Source organism: Shinella zoogloeoides (assembly GCF_020883495.1).
GTDB lineage: Bacteria > Pseudomonadota > Alphaproteobacteria > Rhizobiales > Rhizobiaceae > Shinella > Shinella zoogloeoides.
The window spans coordinates 1,095,323-1,113,864 of record NZ_CP086610.1; the positions used below are offsets into that span (position 1 = coordinate 1,095,323).

The window sequence follows — 18,542 nt, forward strand, 5'->3', positions numbered from 1 at the left end:
ATTCCTGCGAAAGTGCGAAGCGGTTTTGCGCGCGCAATCACGGGAAGATGCGGGCCGCGCCGCCTATGCCGCGTTGCCCGCCCGGTAGGTCCGGCCTGTCCGGTCGGCGACCTCGGCGGAGTAGATGCGCAGGGCGATGCCCGTTTCCCCCGCATAGGCGAGGGCCTGGTCCGCCTGATCGTAGAGCATGATCGGGGATTTCGCCGAATCGCTCATCGAAACGCCGGCGGTCAGCGTCAGGAAGCCGGCCGGCAGTTCGCGATCCATGAAGGGGAAGGGCTTTTCCGCGACCCGCCCCGCCACGCGCCGGGCGATGTTGACGGCGATTTCGCGGTCCACATCGGACAGCAGCAGGCAGAAGAGGTCCGGCCCGGTGCGGGCGACGAAATCGTTTTTCTTGACCGACTGGCGGAAGATGGCGGCAAGGCGCTTCAGCGTCTTTTCCGCCGCGCCCGCCGGATGGGTCTCGGCAAACTCCCTGAGCTGCTCGACGCGGAAGAGCAGGAGCGCCGCGGTTTCCCCGGCCTCTTCCTGGAAGAACGGCTTCAAATGGCTGAGCAGGGCGGCATGGTTGGCTAGGCCCGTCACCGGGTCGTGGGTCAGGGCCTCGCGGCTGACGGAGAGGCCGGAGCGCAGGCCGTCGAGATGGGACTGGAGGTCCCCCATGCGGGCGGCGGCGGTCCGGTCGGAGCCGATAATGTCGCGGACCAGCGACAGCAGGCGCACCGCATCGCTGGAGAAGTCGGAAATGCCGAGCACGGGATCGCGGCTCATGCGCGCGGCGATTTCCTCCAGTTCCTGAATGGTCGCGGCGCGCTGGCGATGGTTCTCCTCCGCCGTGCGGGCGATTTCCGAAAGCAGCCGCACGGCCTCGCCGGCCGCCTGACCGGCGGCAAGCACATTATGGCTCGGCAGCGCGTGGCGCAGGGCGATGGCGTCGAGAGAGGCCTGATCGGGCGTCTTGCCGAGCGCGGCGATCTCGCGCGCCACGCCCGCATTGCCGTTCAGCGCCTCGAACAGCAGCTCGTAATTGCGCGGCAGCGGCGCAATGCCGAAGCTGGCCATGACATGGGCGATGCGCGCCATGAGCGGCGGAACGGCCTGTGGTGCGTCTTTCGGGGCGGAGGTTGTTTTGCTGGTCATGAAACGCCGTCGGCTGAAGGGCGCGGGCAGGAAGCCGCGCTCTGGAGGTTCTTGGGCGTAACTATCGGATTGCGCGGTTAATTTTGCGTGTGCTGGATTGCAGATTCAACCTGATCGATAGAGGGCTCGTCAGGCGGTGCGCCGGGTCAGCGGAATGACCCGCATGAACTGGCTGATCACCGTGGGGCGCGACGGGCTGGCGGCGCGGGGCGGCCGGTTCTGCTGCATCTCGCGCATGGCCGCGGCATAGCCTTCGGCGCGGGCTTCCTTCAGCGCGACCTCGAAAGTCTTCTCGATGACCGGATAGCAGTCTTCCGGCAGGTAGGCGTCCGGGGCGTCGGTGCCGTAAACGCGGGCCATCTTGCAAAGCGTACTGCCGAGCAGGGCTGCCCACTCTTCGTTCGTTCTTGCCATTGTATTTCCTCTCTCCGGGCGAGGCCCGCGCCATCCGGCGCCGGCCCCAATGGCAGCGACTATCTCATCACCGATCGTCCGTGCCTGTCACCTGGGTGACAGGGCGGAACAGCCCCCGAAATCGGCACAGAGCGCTTCCATACCCCATAACTGTATCACTACTGTTGCAGGAACAGGAAGATGTCGCGCACCCTAAAATTTATAGGAATTCCTTGCCCTCGGTCCGCACGAAATAAATGAGGTCCAGCGCAAGGCTGGGGCCGCCGAGGGCCGTCAACAGGCCGTGGCACTGGCCGCGGTGATGGGTCTGGTGGTTGAAGACATGGGTCAGCGCCGGCTCGAGCGGATGGGTGATGATCGCCGGATTGGTGAGCGGGCTATAGGTGATGTCGGCCCGGAGCTGCTCTTCGCTCAGCGAATCGATGAAGGCGGAAAGGCGTGCATCCTCCGCCTGCCGCGCGGCCCAAAGCCCGGCAAAATCCTCGTGCAGCACCGCGTCAAGGCTGGCCGGCGCATCGCCCTTGCCGGTGAAGCGCTTCAGCCAGATGCGGTCGGCGGTCAGGAGATGGTTGAGCGTGCGGTGAAGCGAGCCGAAGAAGGCGCCGAGATTCTTGCGGAATGCCTCGTCGTCGAGCTTGCCGACCTCCGTATAGAGGGTGCGGTTGGCCCAGGCGTTATAGGCGGCGAACATGCGGTAGTGGTCAAGCATCGCGATCTCCATGATGGCGCCTATCATAGACGAAGCAGCCATCGAGCGCGTGAATGCGACCCATGAAATTATCTGATTTGCGTGCAGAGCGGCGCTGCGCTCCAATGCGCGCCGACCGAATAACGAGGTTTCGATGACCCGACTGCTCTACGCCCTTGCCGGCGCCGACAAGGCCCGCCAGTTCTCGCCTCATGTCTGGAAGACCGTGATGTCGCTCGCCCACAAGGGCCTCGACTATGAGACGGTGCCGGTAGGCTTTACCGAGATTCCCGCCATCGAGAACGGCAGCACGGCGACGGTGCCGCTGCTGCGCGATGGCGACAGGCTGGTGCGGGATAGCTTCGAGATCGCGCTCTATCTCGACGAGGCCTATCCCGACCGTCCGTCGCTTTTCTGCGGGGAGGGCGGCAAGGCCATGGCCCGCTTCATCGAGAACTGGTCGCAATCGACGCTGCACATGGCCGTCACCCGTATCGCGATCCTCGATATCCACGACCTGCTCGGCCCGGCCGACAGGGCCTATTTCCGAAGCAGCCGCGAGGAACGCCTCGGCGCGTCGCTGGAGGAGATCGCGGCGGCGGGCAAGGCGGAGGTCGAGGGCTTTGCCAAAAAGCTCCAGCCGCTGCGCAACATGCTGAAGGTCCAGCCCTTCATCGGCGGCGAGGAGCCGCTTTTCCCCGACTATATCGTCTTCGGCGCGCTGCAATGGCTGCGCACCACCGCGGGCACGAAAGTGCTGGAGGCGGACGATCCGGTCGCCCTGTGGTTCGCGCGCTGCCTCGACCTCCACGGCGGCATCGGCCATCGTGTGACGGCTGCATGAAAGTTTGAGGCCGAACGCGCCAAACGCCGCCACCCCCTTGTTTTGCCGGGCGTTGGCGGCTATGGAACCGCCACTTTCACCGGAAAACCAAGGGAAACGGGAAAATGGCGATTGAACGCACCTTTTCGATGATCAAGCCGGACGCAACGAAGCGCAACCTCACCGGCGCGATCACCAAGATGCTCGAAGACGCAGGCCTGCGCGTCGTAGCTTCCAAGCGCGTCTGGATGAGCAAGCGCGAAGCCGAAGGCTTCTACGCCGTTCACAAGGAGCGCCCCTTCTTCGGCGAACTCGTTGAAGGCATGACCTCCGGCCCGACGATCGTTCAGGTTCTCGAAGGCGAGAACGCGATCCTCAAGAACCGCGAAGTCATGGGCGCCACCAACCCGGCCAACGCCGACGAAGGCACCATCCGCAAGACCCACGCTCTGTCCATCGGCGAGAACTCGGTCCACGGCTCCGACGCCCCGGAAACCGCTGCCCAGGAAATCAAGTACTGGTTCTCCGACACCGAAATCGTCGGCTGAATCGGTTTGTCCGGCCAAGGCCGGAAGCCTTTGAAATGACTCTGGAACCGGGGCTGGAAGGCCCCGGTTTCTTTTTTGCGGAAAGCGTTTCCCCCACCCACTGTCGTCATCCTCGGCCTTGTGCCGAGGATCTGCCAAGGCATCGCAGAATCGCGACGCCGCAGATGCTCGGGACAGGCCCGAGAATGACGGAGGGGAGGTTTTCTGCCTTGCCGACCATTTGGACCGGGGCCGAAAGACCCCGGTTTTTCATTGCCCGCATTTTGCCGTTTCGAAATGTGCGGGCGCCTTGCCGTCCTTGAAGACTTCCGGGTTCTTCTCGTAGCCGGGGCCGACGACGAGGGGTTTTGCCGGAAGCACGCTCTGGTCGACATCGGAGGTCACCTCCACCTCGAGCGCCTGCAGCCGGGTGCCATCCGGCCCCACCACCGCGATCTCGACCTTATAGGGCCGTCCCTTTTTCACGCAGGTCACATCCGGGCTTTCCAGCACCACGCGCGGCAGACCGGGGAAGATTTTTCGCTCCAGCATCAGCGCTGCGCCACCCGCCGGGTTCTCGAATTCCGCCTTCACGATGGAGCCCTCGGGTAGGGGCTGAGTCTGCTCCAGCGTGACGAGATAGGTAGCGTAGGCGAGGCGGTAGTTGAAGACGAATATCCGGCCCGTCAGCTTCAGCGGATCGGGGCCGGCCTCGCGCTGGCAGGCGGCAAGCAGAAGCACGAGCAGGATCGGCAGAAGGCGTTTCATGGCTGCTGGTCCTCGCGATTGCGGTGATAGTGGCGGCTCGCCTTCACCCGGTTGCCGCAGACGGCCATGTCGCACCAGGCGCGCGAGCGGTTGCGGCTGCGGTCGAGAAACAGCCATTGGCAGTTCGGGCAGATTTTCAGCCGCTCCGGCTCCGGCCGCGACAGCAGCAGCAGCGCGGAGCGGGCCGTCGCGGTATCGAGCGCCCGCCGCCGCGCGCCGGACCGGCGCAGCGTACCCGCGATAGCCTCGAGCAAATCGGCCAGCAGCGCCGGCTGCCCTTCGCCCAGCGCCTCTGCGCGAAAATGCCGGTCGATCGCCTCGCGAAGCTCCACCAGCCCGGCCCGTGCCGCCTCGCAGGCCGGCTCCAGCCCGCCGAAAAGAGCGCGTTCCGCTCCGTGCCTGTTCGCACCTTCGGAAAAGGCATCCATCACCGCCGGATCGGCAAAGCGGTCGATCCGCCGTTCCGGGTCGGCGCGCAGCACGACGGAATTGGCGACATCGAGGGCGAGCGCGCCGCCGGAGAAACGATGCGGGGTCCAGGAAAAGGTCATGCGATATTCTAACTGGTAAAAGCAATTTTGCCAGTTATAATTTGCCAAAGCCCGGAGCGCCCATGGCCTATTTCCTGCAGCAGGTCGCCAATGCCGTGCCGGTCGCCGCGCTCTATGCGGCGCTGGCCTTCGGCTATTCCATCGCCTTCGCGGTGACGCGGCGGGCGGATATCGGCTATGGCGCGCTCTTCGCCTTCGCCGCGCAGATGTTCGTGCTGTTCGCGGGGTATGGCTGGAACCATCTCTGGCTGGTGCTGCCGGCCGCGCTTGCCTTCGGCGCGGTTGCTGCGCTGATCTACGGCGTCGGCGCTGGCCTTGTCATCGGGCGGCATGTCATGCGCCCGCTCGCCTTTTCCTCGGACAATACGGTGGTCGTCGCCGCGCTCGGCACCGTGCTGGTGCTGATGGAGACGGCGCGGCTTGCCTCCGATACGCGCAGCCTCTGGCTGCCGCCGCTGCTGGCGACGCCGGTGGTGCTCTGGAACGATCCGGCCTTCCCGGTCGTGCTGACAGTGCTGCAACTGGCCAACACGCTGGCCTTCGCCGCCATCGTCGCCATCGGCCATGTCTTCCTCGTCCGCTCGGCCTGGGGCCGGCGCTGGCGCGCGGTCTCGCAGGACCGGCGGGCGGCGGAACTGTGCGGCGTGGATGCGGCGGGCGTCTATCTCGCGGCCTATGCGAGTGCGGCGCTGATCGCCAGCCTCTCCGGCATCCTCGCCGTTTCCTATTACGGCAACATGGATTTCGGCGCGGGTCTCGTCTTCGGGGTGAAGGTGCTGTTCATCGCCGCCATCGGCGGGGCGGGGGCGCCGCTTCGCTCGGCGCTCGGCGGCGCGGCGATGGGGGCCGCCGAAACGCTCTGGAGCGCCTATGGCGAATTCCTCTGGCGTGACTTCGCGATCTTTTCCGCGCTGGTGCTGCTGCTGGTGATCTTCAGACGGGAGAGGCCGGCGCCGTAAGGCTCAGGACCATTTGTCCCGCGCTCGGTCGTCGCTGTCCTTGGCGTCGACCCAGCCGCCGGTGCTGCCATCGGCAAAGTGCTCCTTCTTCCAGAAGGGCGCGGAGGTCTTCAGGTAATCCATGACGAAGGACGCGCCGTCGAAGGCGGCGTGGCGATGGGGGGCGGCGGCGATGACGAGCACGATATTGCCGCCCGGCGCGATCTTGCCGACCCGGTGGATCGCCGTGATGCCGAGCAGCGAGAAGCGCTCGACGGCCAGCCGGCAGATGCGGCCGATCTCCGCCTCGGCCATGCCGGGATAATGCTCCAGCTCCAGCGCGGAAAGTTTGCCGCCCTCGTCGCGGCAGAGGCCGGTAAAGGTCACGATGGCACCAGCGGAAGCGCCGCCGGCGGTAAGGCGCGCCGTTTCGGCCATGACGTCGAAATCGTCCGTCTGGACGCGCACGATCACCGGAGCCGAGACGCCGCCGGCCATTGGTCAGCCCCCGGTCATCGGCGGGAAGAGGGCGATCTCGCGCGCGCCGGCGATAGGCTCGTCGTGCTCGACATGCTCCTGGTTGATCGCGATGCGGATGACCTTCTCATGCTCCAGCGCATGGGCATAGTTCTCGCCCAGCGTCTTGAGATGCCGCAGAAGATCGCCGCCCGTCTTCACGGCGGCGGGCAGGTCGATCTCTTCCTCGCCCTTGCCGATCCGTTCGCGCACCCAGGCGAAATAGACGAGCTTCGTCATGCTATTCGTCCACGATATGCTTCAGGCCGACGCGGAAATAGTCGTAGCCGGTATACATGGTGATGAGCGCGGCGACCCACAGCAGGGTGATGCCGATCTCGGTCGTGTAGGGCAGCACCTTGTCGCCGGCCGGGCCGGCCAGCAGGAAGGCGATGGCGAACATCTGGATCGCCGTCTTCCACTTGGCGATGCGCGTCACCGGCACGGAGACCTTGAGGTCGGCGAGATATTCGCGCAGGCCCGAGACGAGGATTTCGCGGCACAGGATGATGATCGCGGCCCAGATCGTCCAGCCGGCGATCGTGCCGTCTGCGGCCATCAGCAGCAGCACGGAGGCGACCAGCAGCTTGTCGGCGATCGGGTCCAGCATGCGGCCGATATTCGACGTCTGGTTCCAGATGCGGGCGAGATAACCGTCCAGATAGTCGGTGATCGACGCGGCAACGAACAGCCAGAAGGCCGTCCAGCGCGCGAAGTCCGACGATTCCAGCCGTCCCTCGATGAAGAAGCACAGCACGATCAGGGGAACGGCCAGGATGCGGCCGTAGGTGAGAAGGTTCGGAATGCTATATGCGCGGGAAGCCATGGATTTTTCAGTCTCGACTGTCTGGTGCGGCTAGATGAGGTCTTTGTGCGAGCGCCGTCAACCTTTGTTTCCGGCAATTCTTGGCGAATTTACGGAGGCTTGGCGGAAAAGCCGGAATATCGCCGTCAACCCGCAGCGTCGTCGTGGAAATGGTTGTAGACGATGCGCGCGACGCTCTCCGAAATGCCGCCCACCGCCATCAGATCCGCCATCGCGGCGCGCGAGACGGCCTTGGCGGTGCCGAAATGCTGGAGCAGGGCGCGCTTTCGCGTCGGGCCGATGCCGGCGATCTCGTCGAGCGGGTTCTTGACCATCTCCTTCTTGCGCCGCGCCCGGTGCGAGCCGATGGCGAAGCGGTGCGCCTCGTCGCGCAGGCGCTGCACGAAATAGAGCACCGGATCGCGCGGCGGCAGCGAGAAGTCGGCAATGCCCTTCATGAAGAATCGCTCGCGCCCCGCCTCGCGGTCCGCGCCCTTGGCGACGCCGATGGCGATGACCTGATCGGTGATGCCGAGTTCTTCCAGAATGGCCCGCACCGCCGTCATCTGCCCCTGGCCGCCGTCGATGAGGATGACGTCGGGCCAGGCGGGGAAGGGCAGGTCCGCGGCATCCGCGCTCTGGTCGGCATTGCGGTCCGGCAGGCCCTCTTCCTTGATGAGACGCGAGAAGCGCCGCGTCATCACTTCCTTCATCATGCCGAAGTCGTCGCCGGGCGTGATGTCGGTCGATTTGATGTTGAACTTGCGATATTGCCCCTTCACGAAGCCTTCCGGCCCCGCCACCACCATGCCGCCCACGGCATTGGTGCCCATGATGTGCGAGTTGTCGTAGATCTCGATGCGGCGCGGCACATAGGGCAGCTTGAAGGTTGAAGCAAAACCTTCCAGCAGGCGCGACTGCGATGCCGTCTCGGCCAGCTTGCGGCCATGCGCCTCGCGGGCATTGGCCACCACATGGTCGACGAGGTCCTTCTTCTCGCCGCGCTGCGGCACGGAGATCGTCACCTTGTAATTGGAGCGCTCGGAAAGCGCTTGTGACAGCAGATCGATTTCCTCGACCGGCTCGGAGAGAAGGATCTGCCGCGGACAGGGCTTGTCGTCATAGAACTGGGCGAGGAAGGCGTTGAGCACTTCTGCGCCGGTAAGCTGCGGATCGGCCTTGGGGAAATAGGCGCGGTTGCCCCAGTTCTGCCCGGTGCGGAAGAAGAAGACCTGAATGCAGGAAATGCCGCCTTCATGGTGGATGGCGAAGACGTCGGCCTCCTCCACGCCGGCCGGATTGATGCCCTGATGGCTCTGGACGTGCGAAAGCGCCGCCAGCCGGTCGCGAAAGACGGCGGCGCGCTCGAAATCGAGGTCCTCGGCAGCGGCGTTCATGGCCTCGGCCATATGCGCCTTCACCTTCTGGCTCTTGCCGGAAAGGAAGTCCTTCGCCTCCTGCACCAGTTCGGCATAGTCCCGGTCCGTGATCTCATGGGTGCAGGGGCCGGAACAGCGCTTGATCTGGTAGAGCAGGCACGGCCGGCTGCGCGTCTCGAAGACGCTGTCGGTGCAGGTGCGCAGCAGGAAGGCGCGCTGGAGCGAGTTGATCGTGCGCCCCACGGCCCCCGCCGAGGCGAAGGGGCCGAAATAGTCGCCCTTGCGGCTGCGCGCGCCGCGATGCTTGAAGATCGCCGGTGCGCGGCTGTCCCCGGTCACGAGGATATAGGGGAACGACTTGTCGTCGCGCAAAAGCACGTTGAAGCGCGGGCGCAGGCGCTTGATGAGGTTCGCTTCCAGCAGCAGCGCCTCGGTCTCGGTGCGGGTGGTGACGAATTCCATGTTCGCCGTCAGGCGAATCATCTGCGTGATGCGGTTGGAATGGCCGCGGCCCTGCGCATAATTCGTTACGCGCTTCTTCAGGCTGCGCGCCTTGCCGACATAGAGCACGTCTCCATCCGCATTGAACATGCGGTAGACGCCCGGGCTGTTCGGCAGGCGCTTGACGAAGTGCTGGATCAGTTCGGCCCCGATCAGCCCTTCCGGCGCCTCGCCGCCCTCGTTCCAGTCGATGCCGGACGCGGCGGCGCCTTCGGGCGGGCTTTCCTGAAGCTCGTCCTCGTCGTCCGTCTCGTTCTCGTCATAGAGGATGCCGCCATCCTCCACCTTCCGGCCGTTCATTCCGCTATTCCCCAGACATCGGGTGTTTCCCAGGCGAGATGCTGCCCGCCGTCGAGCGCTATCATTTGCCCCGTAATGGAGGGCGTGTCGAACAAAAAGCGAACTGTGCGGCCAAATTCGTCCAGCGAAGGCCCGCGCTGGAGGATCAGGCCCTCCACCTGCGCCCGGAAGGCCGCGTCGTCCTGCCGCTCGCTCGGCAGCGAGGGACCGGGGCCGATGGCGTTGACGCGCACGCGCGGCGCAAAGCCCTGCGCCATGGTGCGCGTCGCCATCCAGAGGGCCGATTTCGACAACGTATAGGAATAGTAGCGCGGCGTCGGGTTCCAGACGCGCTGGTCGATGATGTTGACGATGGAGCCGGGCATGTCCTGCGGAAGCTGCCGCACGAAATCGCGGGCGAGGATGGAAGGGGCCTTCACATGGACGGCGAAATGCCGGTCCAGAAGCGCATCGTCGAAGGTGTCGACCGTATCCGGCTTGAAGACGGAGGCATTGTTGACGAGCAGGCCGAGCGGCCCGATCGCGGCCACGGCCTTTTCGACAAGGCGGCCTGTCGCGGCCCCGTCCGCAAGGTCGCACTGCACGGCGAGGGCTCTGCCGCCATTCGCGTTCAGGCGCCGGGCGATGACCTCCGCCTCCTCGAAGGATTCGTTCGCATGGATGGCGACGGCGAAACCGTTTGCCGCCAGATCTTCCACGATGGCCTTGCCGATGCGCCTTGCGCCGCCCGTCACGAGGGCCGTCTTCAGGGGCTTGCTCAAGAAATATCCGTCCTGCCGATTCATTTGATTAACCGGTCAAAGATATAGACATCTCTGCGCAGGCTTAAACTCCCCCTGAAAATTGGTTGCAGAAAAATTAACTGCAAAAGCTCCTTCGAAGTAATTCGGAGTATATTTCCGCGTATTCTTGATTTGTTGAAATTGTGGTTAATGAATTCCCTGTTGTTCAAAAGTCACATCCCATTTGTGCCGCGTGTCTGCCACAATCATTTCACATTTTGGCTCTTTCATTTCCTCAATCTTTATTCAAATTCCCCTCAACCGGGCGGGACTGAACAGGAATGACGATGCCCGACAGCCTCCCATTGAGAGGGCGTCGTTTAGTAAAGGAGAATAACATGCGTACACTTATCGCCACCCTCATCGCTTCGACCGTTTCCATGGTCGCCTTCCAGGCCGCTCACGCCGCTGACGCCATCGACGAAGTTCCGCAGGCTCCGGCCGCTGAATATTCCGAGCCGGTCGTCAAGAACTGGTCGGGCGCCTATGTCGGTGGTAACGCCACCTGGCAGAAGGGCAAGTTCAACGGTCAGGACAAGGATCGCGGCCATGCCCTCGGCGGCGGCGTCTACGGCGGCTACAACATGCAGAGCGGCCAGCTCGTCTACGGTGGCGAAGCCGACCTCAGCTACTCCGGCGTCGACAACAACTCGCATGGCTTCACGGCCAAGCAGGGTGCGAACGGCTCCATCCGCGCTCGCGTCGGTGTCGACCTGAACCCGGTTCTCGTCTACGGCACGGGTGGTATCGCCGCCTCGAACGTCGAAGTCGAGACGAATGCTGGCGCCAAGGACGATGCGACCCTGCTCGGCTGGACTGCCGGCGCCGGTGTCGAAGCCTTCGTCACGGACAACGTCACGGCGCGCGTCGAATACCGCTACAGCGACTACGGCAAGAAGACCTTCCACGGTGCCGGCACGCGCAGTGGCTTCGAAGACCACAGCGTCCGCGTCGGTATGGGCGTGAAGTTCTAAGCCTCGACGGCTCTGGAAATACGAAAAGACCGCGGAGCGATCCGCGGCCTTTTTGCTATGTTCAACCCTTGAACTTCGCGTAGTCGGGGAAGACGGCCTCGAAGCGGGCGAGGTAGCGCTTCAGCTTCGGCCGGCCGCGCTGCCATTTTCCGGTAAAGCGCAATTCGATGTAGCGCAGCATCGCGGCCAGCGCGAAATGGCCGGCATTCGGCTTCTTTCCGAGGCGCGGCATGTTGGCCTCCAGATGGTCGAGCGCACGTTCCACCTTCTGCCATTGGCGGTCGATCCAGGGCTGGTGGATCTTTTCTTCCGGCCGGGCGCGGCGCTCGTAGACGATGGCGAGCAGGCTGTCACAGATGCCGTCGGCGGTCGCTTCCAGAATATCCGTTTCCGTACGCTTGGCGGCGTTGCGCGGATAGAGCGAACCGCGCGTCTGGCGATCAATGTAGTTCATGATCGCGCGGCTGTCGAAGACGGCAAGGCCCTCGTCGGTAAGCAGCGTCGGGATTTTGCCGAGAGGATTGGCCGCCAGAAGCTCGGACGGATCGGCATTGGTGTCGACCACGACCGATTCGGCCGGAAGGCCGGCATAGAGCGCGGCCATGCGCACCTTGGTGGAGTAAGGCGAGGCGTCGGAATAGAAGATCTTCATGGGCGGTTCCTGTTCTAACGGATGGGCGGCTGTTCGATGGTTTTGGCACGGCAGGCGGCGCGGTCGACGGCGGGGCAGGGGCGGAAGGAAAGGTCGGCATTCATGCAGATGCGGACCTCTTCCAGTTGCCCGCCCGCGCAGGTGACGGCCATGCCTTTGGCGTCAAGGCCCGGATTGGCCGCGATGAAGGCTTCCTCCACCGCTTCGGGCGCAAGACGCCGGCCGCCGCGCTGCTCTTCCATCTCGGTGGGAATGCGCACGCGCTCGAAGGCCGCGCGGGTGACGGCGAAATAGTCCTTCTGGCTGAGGCCCGAACAGCTTCCATGCTTGCGCCACTGGTGGCCGATCAGCCCCATGGAGGGAATGATGTCGAGAACGGTGCGGCCGAGGCTTTCCGGCACGCGGTCCGATTCCCGTGTCGAACAATATTCCGGATAGCCGCGCTCGTTCTGCGGCCACAGGCCATGCACGATGAAGCCGTTGTCCTCGCCGCGCCGGCACTGCTGCGTCCGGCCGCCGGCATCGTTCTCCGAACACCAGGTCGGCGACCAGGAGAGCGACAGCACATAAAAGTCGAAGCCCTTGCCGAGCGGCACCTGCGCACGCTTTTCCGGCGTTATGCGGTTCGTCTCGGTCTTCGGCTTTTCCGCCGGCTTTTCTTCGCTGCAACCGGCAAGCACGGCCAGCAACAGCCATGCGGAGCGCGCGAGGATGGAGGAGGGCAGCCGGATCATCGGCGGGCTGCGGAAAAAGGCGTCATGAAGGTCTCTCCCGGTTCGGCGCGCGATTGTTGCCGCCGAAAGCCAAAGGTCAAGAGGCCTTCGCTTCCCCCGCAAGCCAGAAGGCGCGCGCCGAGGCGAAACGGTCCTGCGCCAGCCGCTCCTTGAGGAAGGGCAGCAGCACGTCGAGTTCCTGCTTCAGCGTGAAGGGCGGGTTGACGACAATGAGGCCGGAGCCGGTCAGCCCTGTCGTCTCGCGGTCGCTCTTCACGGAAAGCTCGGCGCAGAGCATCTTGGGAATGCCCGTCTCCTTCAGCGCCTTGTGGAAGGCGGGGATCGGCGCGTTCTTCTTCAGCGGATACCATAGGCAATAGACCCCGCCGGCAAAGCGCTTCACGGCCTTTTCCAGCCCCTCCACCAGCCGCTCGTATTCGCCTTCGATCTCGAAGGGCGGATCGACCAGCACGATGCCGCGCTTCTCCTTCGGCGGCAGATGCGCGCCGAGCGAAAGCCAGCCGTCGAGATGGGTGATACGGCTCTGGAAATCGCCGTCGAAGAGCCGGTGCAGCGTCTCGTAGTCGTCGGGATGCAGTTCCATGGCCGAAAGCCGGTCCTGCGGGCGGAAGAGCATACGAGCGAGTTTTGGCGAGCCTGGATAATGGGTTAGCCCGCCCTGCGGATTCAGTTCGTGAATGACCTTGAGATAAGGTTCAAGGACGTCCGCCACCGCCGCCGGCATGTCGCTTGCAAGAAGCCGGCCGATACCATCCAGCCATTCGCCCGTCTTCTGCGCCTCCTCGCTGGAAAGGTCGTAGAGGCCGATGCCCGCATGGGTATCGAGCACGCGAAACGCCTTGTCCTTGCCCTGCATGTAGGTGACGAGGCGCGCGAGCACGGCATGTTTCAGCACATCCGCGAAATTGCCGGCGTGGTAGATGTGGCGATAGTTCATGGAGCGCTGCCCGGGATCATCCGCAATGATGCGTCGATGAATTGTTGAAATGGTGACACGATTTGCCTTTTGGGCCTTTGCGCTCTGCAATATAGAAAAGCCATGAACGTTGCGACCCCCCATCTCGGAAAACCGCGGATCGGCCATTCGGCCTGCCCGCACGACTGTCCCTCCACCTGCGCGCTCGATGTCGAGATAAGCGCGGATGGCCGCATCGGCCGCGTGAAAGGCAGCCCCGACAACAGCTACACGGCCGGCGTCATCTGCGCCAAGGTCGCCCGCTATGCCGAGCGCCTCTACCATCCCGACCGGCTGATGAAGCCGCTCGTGCGCAAGGGCGAGAAGGGCGGCGGCGACTGGGGCGACATTTCCTGGGAAGCCGCGCTCGATGCCATCGCCGAGAATTTCGTCAAGGCCGAGCAGGCCTATGGCAGCGAGGCCGTCTGGCCCTATTTCTACGCCGGCACGATGGGCCTCGTGCAGCGCGATTCCATCGATCGCCTGCGCCACGCCAAGCGCTATTCCGGCTTCTTCGGCTCGATCTGCACCAATCCCGCCTGGACTGGCTACACCATGGGCGCGGGCACCCTGCGCGGTCCCGATCCGCGCGAGATGGCGAAATCCGACTGCGTGGTCATCTGGGGCACCAACCCGGTCTCCACGCAGGTCAACGTGATGACCCACGCCATCAAGGCCCGCAAGGAGCGCGGCGCCAAGATCGTCGTGGTCGACATCTACGACAACCCGACGATGAAGCAGGCGGATATCGCCCTGAAGCTGCGCCCCGGCACGGACGCCGCGCTCGCCTGCGCCGCCATGCACATCGCCTTCCGCGACGGCCATGCCGACCGCGCCTATATGGAAAAGTTCGCCGACGACCCCGCCGGCCTCGAAGCCCATCTGGCGACCCGAAATCCGCAATGGGCCGCCGATATCACCGGCCTTTCCGCCGAGGAGATCGAGACCTTTGCCGCGCTCGTCGGCCGCACGAAGAAGAGCTATTTCCGCCTCGGCTACGGCTTCACCCGCAGCCGCAACGGCGCGGTGTCGATGCATGCGGCGCTCTCCATCGCCACCGTGCTCGGCTCCTGGCAGTATGAGGGCGGCGGCGCGTTCCACAGCAATTCGGATATCTTCCACATCCGCAAGGCCGAGCTGACGCTCGCTAAAATGGTCGATCCCGATATCCGCATGCTCGACCAGTCGCAGATCGGCCGCGTCCTGACGGGCGACGCCGTGGCGCTGCGCGACCGCGGCCCCGTCACGGCCATGCTGATCCAGAACACCAACCCGGTGAACGTCGCGCCCGAACAGCGCCTCGTGAAGCAAGGCTTCCTGCGCAGCAACCTCTTCGTCGCCGTGCACGAGCACTTCATGACCGACACGGCCAAGCTCGCCGATATCGTGCTGCCGGCCACCATGTTCGTCGAGCATGACGATATCTATCGCGGCGGCGGCCACCAGCACATCCTGCTCGGCCCCAAGCTCGTCGAGCCGCCTCAGACCGTGCGCACCAATCTCTTCGTCATCGAGGAACTGGCAAAACGCCTCGGCGTCGCGCATCTGCCGGGCTTCGGCCTCACCGAGCGCGAGCACATCACCCGCATGCTGCCCTATTACGAGATGGACTTCGACGGGCTGCAGCAGGAGAAGTGGATCGACTGCCAGCCGGATTTCGAGGCCGCGCATTTCGGCAAGGGTTTCGGCTTCCCGGATGGCAAATTCCGCTTCCGCCCGAATTGGACGAACACGCCGGCCCCCAACAAGCCGCCGAAAGCGCTCGGTGCCTTCGGCCCGCACGAGGACCTGCCGACCTTCCCGGATTATGTCGCGGTGATCGAGACGGTGGACGCCGAACACCCGTTCCGCCTCGCCACCTCGCCGGCCCGCACCTTCCTCAATTCCACCTTCACGGAAACCAAGGGTTCGAAGGAGCGCGAGGGCCGGCCGGAGGTGATGATTCATCCCGAGGACGCCGTGGCAAACGCCATCGAACAGGGCGATATCGTCCGCCTCGGCAATGTGCGCGGCGATATCCGCCTGCATGCGAAGATCACCGGCGATGCCAAGCCGGGCGTGCTGATCGCCGAGGGCATCTGGCCGAATTCTGCCCATCTCGACGGCGAGGGCATCAATGTCCTGACGGGCGCCGATCCCGTCGCGCCCTATGGCGGCGCTGCCTTCCACGATAACCGCGTCTGGTTGCGCAAGGCCTGACACCGAGGGTATTTCATGTCCGCAGAAAAGCAGTCTTCCATCCGCATCGTCGAGCAGCAGACGGTCTGGAAGCGCTTCATCCATTTGCGCACCATCGTCCTCGAGCAGACCCGCGCCGACGGCCGGGTCGAGTTCCTCGACCGCGAGGTGCACGACCACGGCGCAGCCGCCGCGATCCTCTTGGTCGATCCTTCACGCAGGACGGTCGTGCTGGTGCGCCAGTTCCGCCCCGGCGCCTTCTTCGGCGGCCATGCGGACGGTTTCCTGCTGGAAATCCCCGCCGGCCTTCTCGACGACGACAGCCCGGAGGATGCCATCAGCCGCGAGGCGATGGAGGAAACGGGCTACGCCGTCAGCGACCTCCGCCACGTCTTCGATATGTATTCCAGCCCCGGAACGCTGACGGAGCGCGTGAGCTGCTTCGCCGCCCACATCGATTCTTCGAAGCAGGACGGCAAGGGCGGCGGCGTGGATGGCGAGGGCGAGGATATCGAGATCGTCGAAATGCCCATTGATGAGGCTTACGGCCTGATCGCCACCGGCGGCATTGTCGATTCCAAGACGATCATGATGCTGCAATGGCTGATGCTGAATCGGGAGACGTTCGGGTGAACCTCGGATAGTTTCTGCGGAGGCACACCCCCCCTCTGCCCTGCCAGGCATCTCCCCCTCAAGGGGGGAGATCGGCAAGAGGCAGGCACTTTCCTCAACCAATGACGCTGGCGATGGGCGAAACGGTCCTCCATCCAATCTCCCCCTTGAGGGGGAGATGCCCGGCAGGGCAGAGGGGGGTAATCCCGCCCGGCAACTTACCCTCCCACGCGCCTCGCCCCCGCCAAGCCTTGACAAACGGCCGCCACCATGCGCTTTTCCGCGCGATTTTCTTGGGTAGCTGCGCCGGGACCTTCCCGCGCGGCCTGTCAGCATTTCAGGATACCACGATGCACCGTTACCGCAGCCACACCTGCGCCGCTCTCCGCAAGTCCGATGTCGGCCAGACCGTCCGTCTTTCCGGCTGGGTCCACCGCGTTCGAGATCACGGCGGCGTGCTCTTCATCGACCTGCGCGACCATTACGGCATCACCCAGGTCGTCGCCGACCCCGATTCCCCGGCCTTCAAGAAGGCCGAGACCGTGCGCGGCGAATGGGTGATCCGCATCGACGGCCTCGTCAAGGCGCGCACCGAAGACACGGTCAACAAGGGCATGCCGACCGGCGAGATCGAGCTTTACGCGCAGGACATCGAAGTCCTGTCGGCCGCCAAGGAACTGCCGCTGCCGGTCTTCGGCGAGCCGGAATATCCGGAAGACGTCCGCCTCAAGTACCGCTTCATCGACCTGCGCCGCGAGACGCTGCACCGGAACATCGTCAAGCGCACGCAGATCATCTCCGCCATGCGCAAGGGCATGGGCGAGGCCGGCTTTGCCGAATACACCACGCCGATCCTCACGGCCTCCTCGCCGGAAGGCGCGCGCGACTTCCTCGTGCCGAGCCGCATCCATGAAGGCAAGTTCTTCGCCCTGCCGCAGGCCCCGCAGCAGTACAAGCAGCTCCTGATGGTCGCCGGTTTCGACCGCTACTTCCAGATCGCGCCGTGCTTCCGCGACGAAGACCCGCGCGCCGACCGCCTGCCGGGCGAATTCTACCAGCTCGACGTCGAGATGAGCTTCGTCACCCAGGAAGATGTCTGGCAGACGATGGAACCGATGATGACGGCCGTCTTCGAGGAGTTTGCCGAGGGCAAGCCCGTCACGAAAGAGTGGCCGCGTATTCCTTACGATGAAGCGATCCGCAAATACGGCTCCGACAAGCCGGACCTGCGCAACCCCATCGTCATGCAGGCCGTGACTGAGCATTTCGCCGGCTCCGGCTTCAAGGTCTTCGCCAACATGATCGCGTCGAACCCGAAGGTCGAGGTCTGGGCGATTCCGGCCAAGACCGGCGGCAGCCGCGCCTTCTGCGACCGCATGAACGCCTGGGCGCAGTCGACCGGCCAGCCTGGCCTCGGCTACATCTTCTGGCGCAAGGAAGCCGACAAGCTGGAAGGCGCAGGCCCGCTCGCCAAGAACATCGGCGAGGAGCGCACGGAAGCCATCCGCACGCAGCTCGGCCTCGATGACGGCGACGCCTGCTTCTTCGTCGCCGGCGACCCGGCCAAGTTCTACAAGTTCGCCGGCGAAGCCCGCACCCGCGCCGGCGAGGAGCTGAACCTCGTCGATCGCGACCGCTTCGAAATGTGCTGGATCGTCGACTTCCCGTTCTACGAATACAACGAAGACGAAAAGAAGATCGACTTCGCGCACAACCCCTTCTCGATGCCGCAGGGCGGCCTCGAAGCCTTCGACAGCAAGGATCCGCTGGAGCTGAAGGCCTATCAGTACGACGCGGTCTGCAACGGCTTCGAGATCGCCTCGGGCTCGATCCGTAACCAGTCGCCGGAACTGATGGTGAAGGCCTTCGAGAAGGTAGGCCTCTCGCAGGGCGACGTGGAAGAGCGCTTCGGCGGCCTCTACCGCGCCTTCCAGTACGGTGCCCCGCCGCACGGCGGCTGCGCCTTCGGCATCGACCGCGTGGTCATGCTGCTCGTCGGTGCGAAGAACCTGCGCGAAATCTCGCTGTTCCCGATGAACCAGCAGGCGCAGGACCTCCTGATGAACGCCCCGTCGCCGGCAACGCCGACGCAGCTTCGCGAACTGGCGCTGCGCGTCGTTCCGTCCAAGAAGGACTGAGCCTTTCGGCAGTTTTGAAAAAGGGGCCGGCGGAAACGCCGGCCCCTTTTGCGTGAAGACGCCACAATGCCGCGGTTTCGCCGCCGGCCGATCCCATTTCCGCGCATAATCGGTCGAAATGCACCCCTAGCGTGAAGTCGCGCCCGCAAGAGGCGATTCATGAC

At 64.4% G+C, this 18,542-nt stretch carries 20 protein-coding genes; 7 read left to right on the forward strand and 13 right to left on the reverse strand.

The features are described 5' to 3' along the window. Positions 1-63: 63 nt before the first annotated feature. The 3 genes from K8M09_RS05415 to K8M09_RS05425 all read right to left on the reverse strand — a co-directional run bounded on the left by K8M09_RS05415 (position 64) and on the right by K8M09_RS05425 (position 2,266). Complete coding sequence (locus tag K8M09_RS05415) at positions 64-1,143, reverse strand: GGDEF domain-containing protein (protein WP_160784909.1); 1,080 nt, start codon at positions 1,141-1,143, stop codon at positions 64-66. Between the two features lie 129 nt (positions 1,144-1,272). Continuing rightward, entirely contained in the window at positions 1,273-1,557 is a 285-nt protein-coding gene (locus K8M09_RS05420) for a hypothetical protein (RefSeq protein ID WP_160784908.1), read from the reverse strand. 199 nt (positions 1,558-1,756) lie between these two features. Then, positions 1,757-2,266 (reverse strand): DinB family protein, encoded by a 510-nt coding sequence (locus K8M09_RS05425; protein WP_160784907.1) that lies wholly within the window; start codon positions 2,264-2,266, stop codon positions 1,757-1,759. Between the two features lie 133 nt (positions 2,267-2,399). On the opposite strand from K8M09_RS05425, the gene K8M09_RS05430 reads away from it, so the two are divergent. Next, a complete protein-coding gene (locus K8M09_RS05430; protein ID WP_160784906.1) occupies positions 2,400-3,089 on the forward strand; it encodes a glutathione S-transferase family protein in 690 nt (229 codons plus the stop codon). A gap of 104 nt (positions 3,090-3,193) precedes the next feature. Continuing rightward, positions 3,194-3,616 (forward strand): nucleoside-diphosphate kinase, encoded by a 423-nt coding sequence (gene ndk, locus K8M09_RS05435; protein WP_050742909.1) that lies wholly within the window; start codon positions 3,194-3,196, stop codon positions 3,614-3,616. A 249-nt stretch (positions 3,617-3,865) separates the two neighbouring features. Here ndk and K8M09_RS05440 read toward each other — a convergent pair whose 3' ends face one another. Together K8M09_RS05440 and K8M09_RS05445 are read right to left on the reverse strand one after the other, a co-directional pair. Further along, the gene (locus K8M09_RS05440) at positions 3,866-4,363 is read right to left on the reverse strand and encodes a hypothetical protein (protein WP_160784905.1); all 498 of its coding nucleotides are present in this window, start codon (positions 4,361-4,363) and stop codon (positions 3,866-3,868) included. Beyond that, positions 4,360-4,914: a CGNR zinc finger domain-containing protein gene (locus K8M09_RS05445; protein WP_160784904.1), complete on the reverse strand. Its 555-nt coding sequence runs from the start codon at positions 4,912-4,914 to the stop codon at positions 4,360-4,362. Before K8M09_RS05445 ends, K8M09_RS05440 begins: the two co-directional genes overlap by 4 nt. A 62-nt stretch (positions 4,915-4,976) precedes the next feature. On the opposite strand from K8M09_RS05445, the gene K8M09_RS05450 reads away from it, so the two are divergent. After that, entirely contained in the window at positions 4,977-5,873 is an 897-nt protein-coding gene (locus tag K8M09_RS05450) for a branched-chain amino acid ABC transporter permease (protein ID WP_160784903.1), read from the forward strand. 3 nt (positions 5,874-5,876) lie between these two features. Here K8M09_RS05450 and K8M09_RS05455 read toward each other — a convergent pair whose 3' ends face one another. The 5 genes from K8M09_RS05455 to K8M09_RS05475 all read right to left on the reverse strand — a co-directional run bounded on the left by K8M09_RS05455 (position 5,877) and on the right by K8M09_RS05475 (position 10,114). Next, positions 5,877-6,350 carry a molybdenum cofactor biosynthesis protein MoaE gene (locus tag K8M09_RS05455; protein WP_160784902.1) on the reverse strand — a complete coding sequence of 158 codons (474 nt, stop codon included), beginning with the start codon at positions 6,348-6,350 and terminating at the stop codon, positions 5,877-5,879. Positions 6,351-6,353: 3 nt separating this feature from the next. Beyond that, positions 6,354-6,608, reverse strand: a complete 255-nt coding sequence (gene moaD, locus K8M09_RS05460) for a molybdopterin converting factor subunit 1 (RefSeq protein WP_160784901.1) — start codon at positions 6,606-6,608, stop codon at positions 6,354-6,356. A gap of 1 nt (position 6,609) precedes the next feature. Beyond that, on the reverse strand, positions 6,610-7,194 hold the full coding sequence (gene pgsA / locus K8M09_RS05465) for a CDP-diacylglycerol--glycerol-3-phosphate 3-phosphatidyltransferase (RefSeq protein WP_160784900.1): 585 nt from the start codon (positions 7,192-7,194) through the stop codon (positions 6,610-6,612). A 125-nt stretch (positions 7,195-7,319) separates the two neighbouring features. Next, positions 7,320-9,353, reverse strand: a complete 2,034-nt coding sequence (gene uvrC / locus K8M09_RS05470; RefSeq protein WP_160784899.1) for an excinuclease ABC subunit UvrC — start codon at positions 9,351-9,353, stop codon at positions 7,320-7,322. After that, positions 9,350-10,114 (reverse strand): SDR family oxidoreductase, encoded by a 765-nt coding sequence (locus K8M09_RS05475; RefSeq protein ID WP_160784898.1) that lies wholly within the window; start codon positions 10,112-10,114, stop codon positions 9,350-9,352. The genes uvrC and K8M09_RS05475 overlap by 4 nt, the downstream gene beginning before the upstream one ends. 359 nt (positions 10,115-10,473) lie before the next feature. Here K8M09_RS05475 and K8M09_RS05480 point away from each other — a divergent pair, with 359 nt between their 5' ends. Continuing rightward, positions 10,474-11,109 (forward strand): outer membrane protein, encoded by a 636-nt coding sequence (locus K8M09_RS05480; protein ID WP_160784897.1) that lies wholly within the window; start codon positions 10,474-10,476, stop codon positions 11,107-11,109. 61 nt (positions 11,110-11,170) lie between these two features. Here K8M09_RS05480 and K8M09_RS05485 read toward each other — a convergent pair whose 3' ends face one another. The 3 genes from K8M09_RS05485 to K8M09_RS05495 form a co-directional block, all read right to left on the reverse strand. Beyond that, positions 11,171-11,761 carry a glutathione S-transferase family protein gene (locus K8M09_RS05485; protein WP_160784896.1) on the reverse strand — a complete coding sequence of 197 codons (591 nt, stop codon included), beginning with the start codon at positions 11,759-11,761 and terminating at the stop codon, positions 11,171-11,173. A 14-nt stretch (positions 11,762-11,775) separates the two neighbouring features. Beyond that, positions 11,776-12,495 (reverse strand): ribonuclease T2 family protein, encoded by a 720-nt coding sequence (locus tag K8M09_RS05490; protein WP_160784895.1) that lies wholly within the window; start codon positions 12,493-12,495, stop codon positions 11,776-11,778. A 76-nt stretch (positions 12,496-12,571) separates the two neighbouring features. Further along, positions 12,572-13,432, reverse strand: a complete 861-nt coding sequence (locus K8M09_RS05495) for a 23S rRNA (adenine(2030)-N(6))-methyltransferase RlmJ (RefSeq protein ID WP_160784894.1) — start codon at positions 13,430-13,432, stop codon at positions 12,572-12,574. Positions 13,433-13,534: 102 nt separating this feature from the next. Here K8M09_RS05495 and K8M09_RS05500 point away from each other — a divergent pair, with 102 nt between their 5' ends. The 3 genes from K8M09_RS05500 to aspS all read left to right on the forward strand — a co-directional run bounded on the left by K8M09_RS05500 (position 13,535) and on the right by aspS (position 18,378). Next, positions 13,535-15,649: a molybdopterin oxidoreductase family protein gene (locus K8M09_RS05500; RefSeq protein ID WP_160784893.1), complete on the forward strand. Its 2,115-nt coding sequence runs from the start codon at positions 13,535-13,537 to the stop codon at positions 15,647-15,649. A 15-nt stretch (positions 15,650-15,664) separates the two neighbouring features. Then, the gene (locus tag K8M09_RS05505; RefSeq protein WP_160784892.1) at positions 15,665-16,261 is read left to right on the forward strand and encodes an NUDIX domain-containing protein; all 597 of its coding nucleotides are present in this window, start codon (positions 15,665-15,667) and stop codon (positions 16,259-16,261) included. 329 nt (positions 16,262-16,590) lie between these two features. Next, a complete protein-coding gene (gene aspS / locus K8M09_RS05515; RefSeq protein WP_160784891.1) occupies positions 16,591-18,378 on the forward strand; it encodes an aspartate--tRNA ligase in 1,788 nt (595 codons plus the stop codon). Positions 18,379-18,542 lie beyond the last annotated feature (164 nt).

Coding starts and splice junctions, on each gene's coding strand:
- K8M09_RS05495 (WP_160784894.1), bottom strand. CDS start 13,432: ATGAACTATCGCCACATCTACCACGCCGGCAATTTCGCGGATGTGCTG.
- K8M09_RS05450 (WP_160784903.1), top strand. CDS start 4,977: ATGGCCTATTTCCTGCAGCAGGTCGCCAATGCCGTGCCGGTCGCCGCG.
- K8M09_RS05485 (WP_160784896.1), bottom strand. CDS start 11,761: ATGAAGATCTTCTATTCCGACGCCTCGCCTTACTCCACCAAGGTGCGC.
- K8M09_RS05440 (WP_160784905.1), bottom strand. CDS start 4,363: ATGAAACGCCTTCTGCCGATCCTGCTCGTGCTTCTGCTTGCCGCCTGC.
- moaD (WP_160784901.1), bottom strand. CDS start 6,608: ATGACGAAGCTCGTCTATTTCGCCTGGGTGCGCGAACGGATCGGCAAG.
- K8M09_RS05415 (WP_160784909.1), bottom strand. CDS start 1,143: ATGACCAGCAAAACAACCTCCGCCCCGAAAGACGCACCACAGGCCGTT.
- K8M09_RS05425 (WP_160784907.1), bottom strand. CDS start 2,266: ATGCTTGACCACTACCGCATGTTCGCCGCCTATAACGCCTGGGCCAAC.
- pgsA (WP_160784900.1), bottom strand. CDS start 7,194: ATGGCTTCCCGCGCATATAGCATTCCGAACCTTCTCACCTACGGCCGC.
- K8M09_RS05445 (WP_160784904.1), bottom strand. CDS start 4,914: ATGACCTTTTCCTGGACCCCGCATCGTTTCTCCGGCGGCGCGCTCGCC.
- K8M09_RS05490 (WP_160784895.1), bottom strand. CDS start 12,495: ATGATCCGGCTGCCCTCCTCCATCCTCGCGCGCTCCGCATGGCTGTTG.
- K8M09_RS05500 (WP_160784893.1), top strand. CDS start 13,535: ATGAACGTTGCGACCCCCCATCTCGGAAAACCGCGGATCGGCCATTCG.
- K8M09_RS05455 (WP_160784902.1), bottom strand. CDS start 6,350: ATGGCCGGCGGCGTCTCGGCTCCGGTGATCGTGCGCGTCCAGACGGAC.
- K8M09_RS05480 (WP_160784897.1), top strand. CDS start 10,474: ATGCGTACACTTATCGCCACCCTCATCGCTTCGACCGTTTCCATGGTC.
- K8M09_RS05430 (WP_160784906.1), top strand. CDS start 2,400: ATGACCCGACTGCTCTACGCCCTTGCCGGCGCCGACAAGGCCCGCCAG.
- ndk (WP_050742909.1), top strand. CDS start 3,194: ATGGCGATTGAACGCACCTTTTCGATGATCAAGCCGGACGCAACGAAG.
- K8M09_RS05420 (WP_160784908.1), bottom strand. CDS start 1,557: ATGGCAAGAACGAACGAAGAGTGGGCAGCCCTGCTCGGCAGTACGCTT.
- K8M09_RS05505 (WP_160784892.1), top strand. CDS start 15,665: ATGTCCGCAGAAAAGCAGTCTTCCATCCGCATCGTCGAGCAGCAGACG.
- aspS (WP_160784891.1), top strand. CDS start 16,591: ATGCACCGTTACCGCAGCCACACCTGCGCCGCTCTCCGCAAGTCCGAT.
- uvrC (WP_160784899.1), bottom strand. CDS start 9,353: ATGAACGGCCGGAAGGTGGAGGATGGCGGCATCCTCTATGACGAGAAC.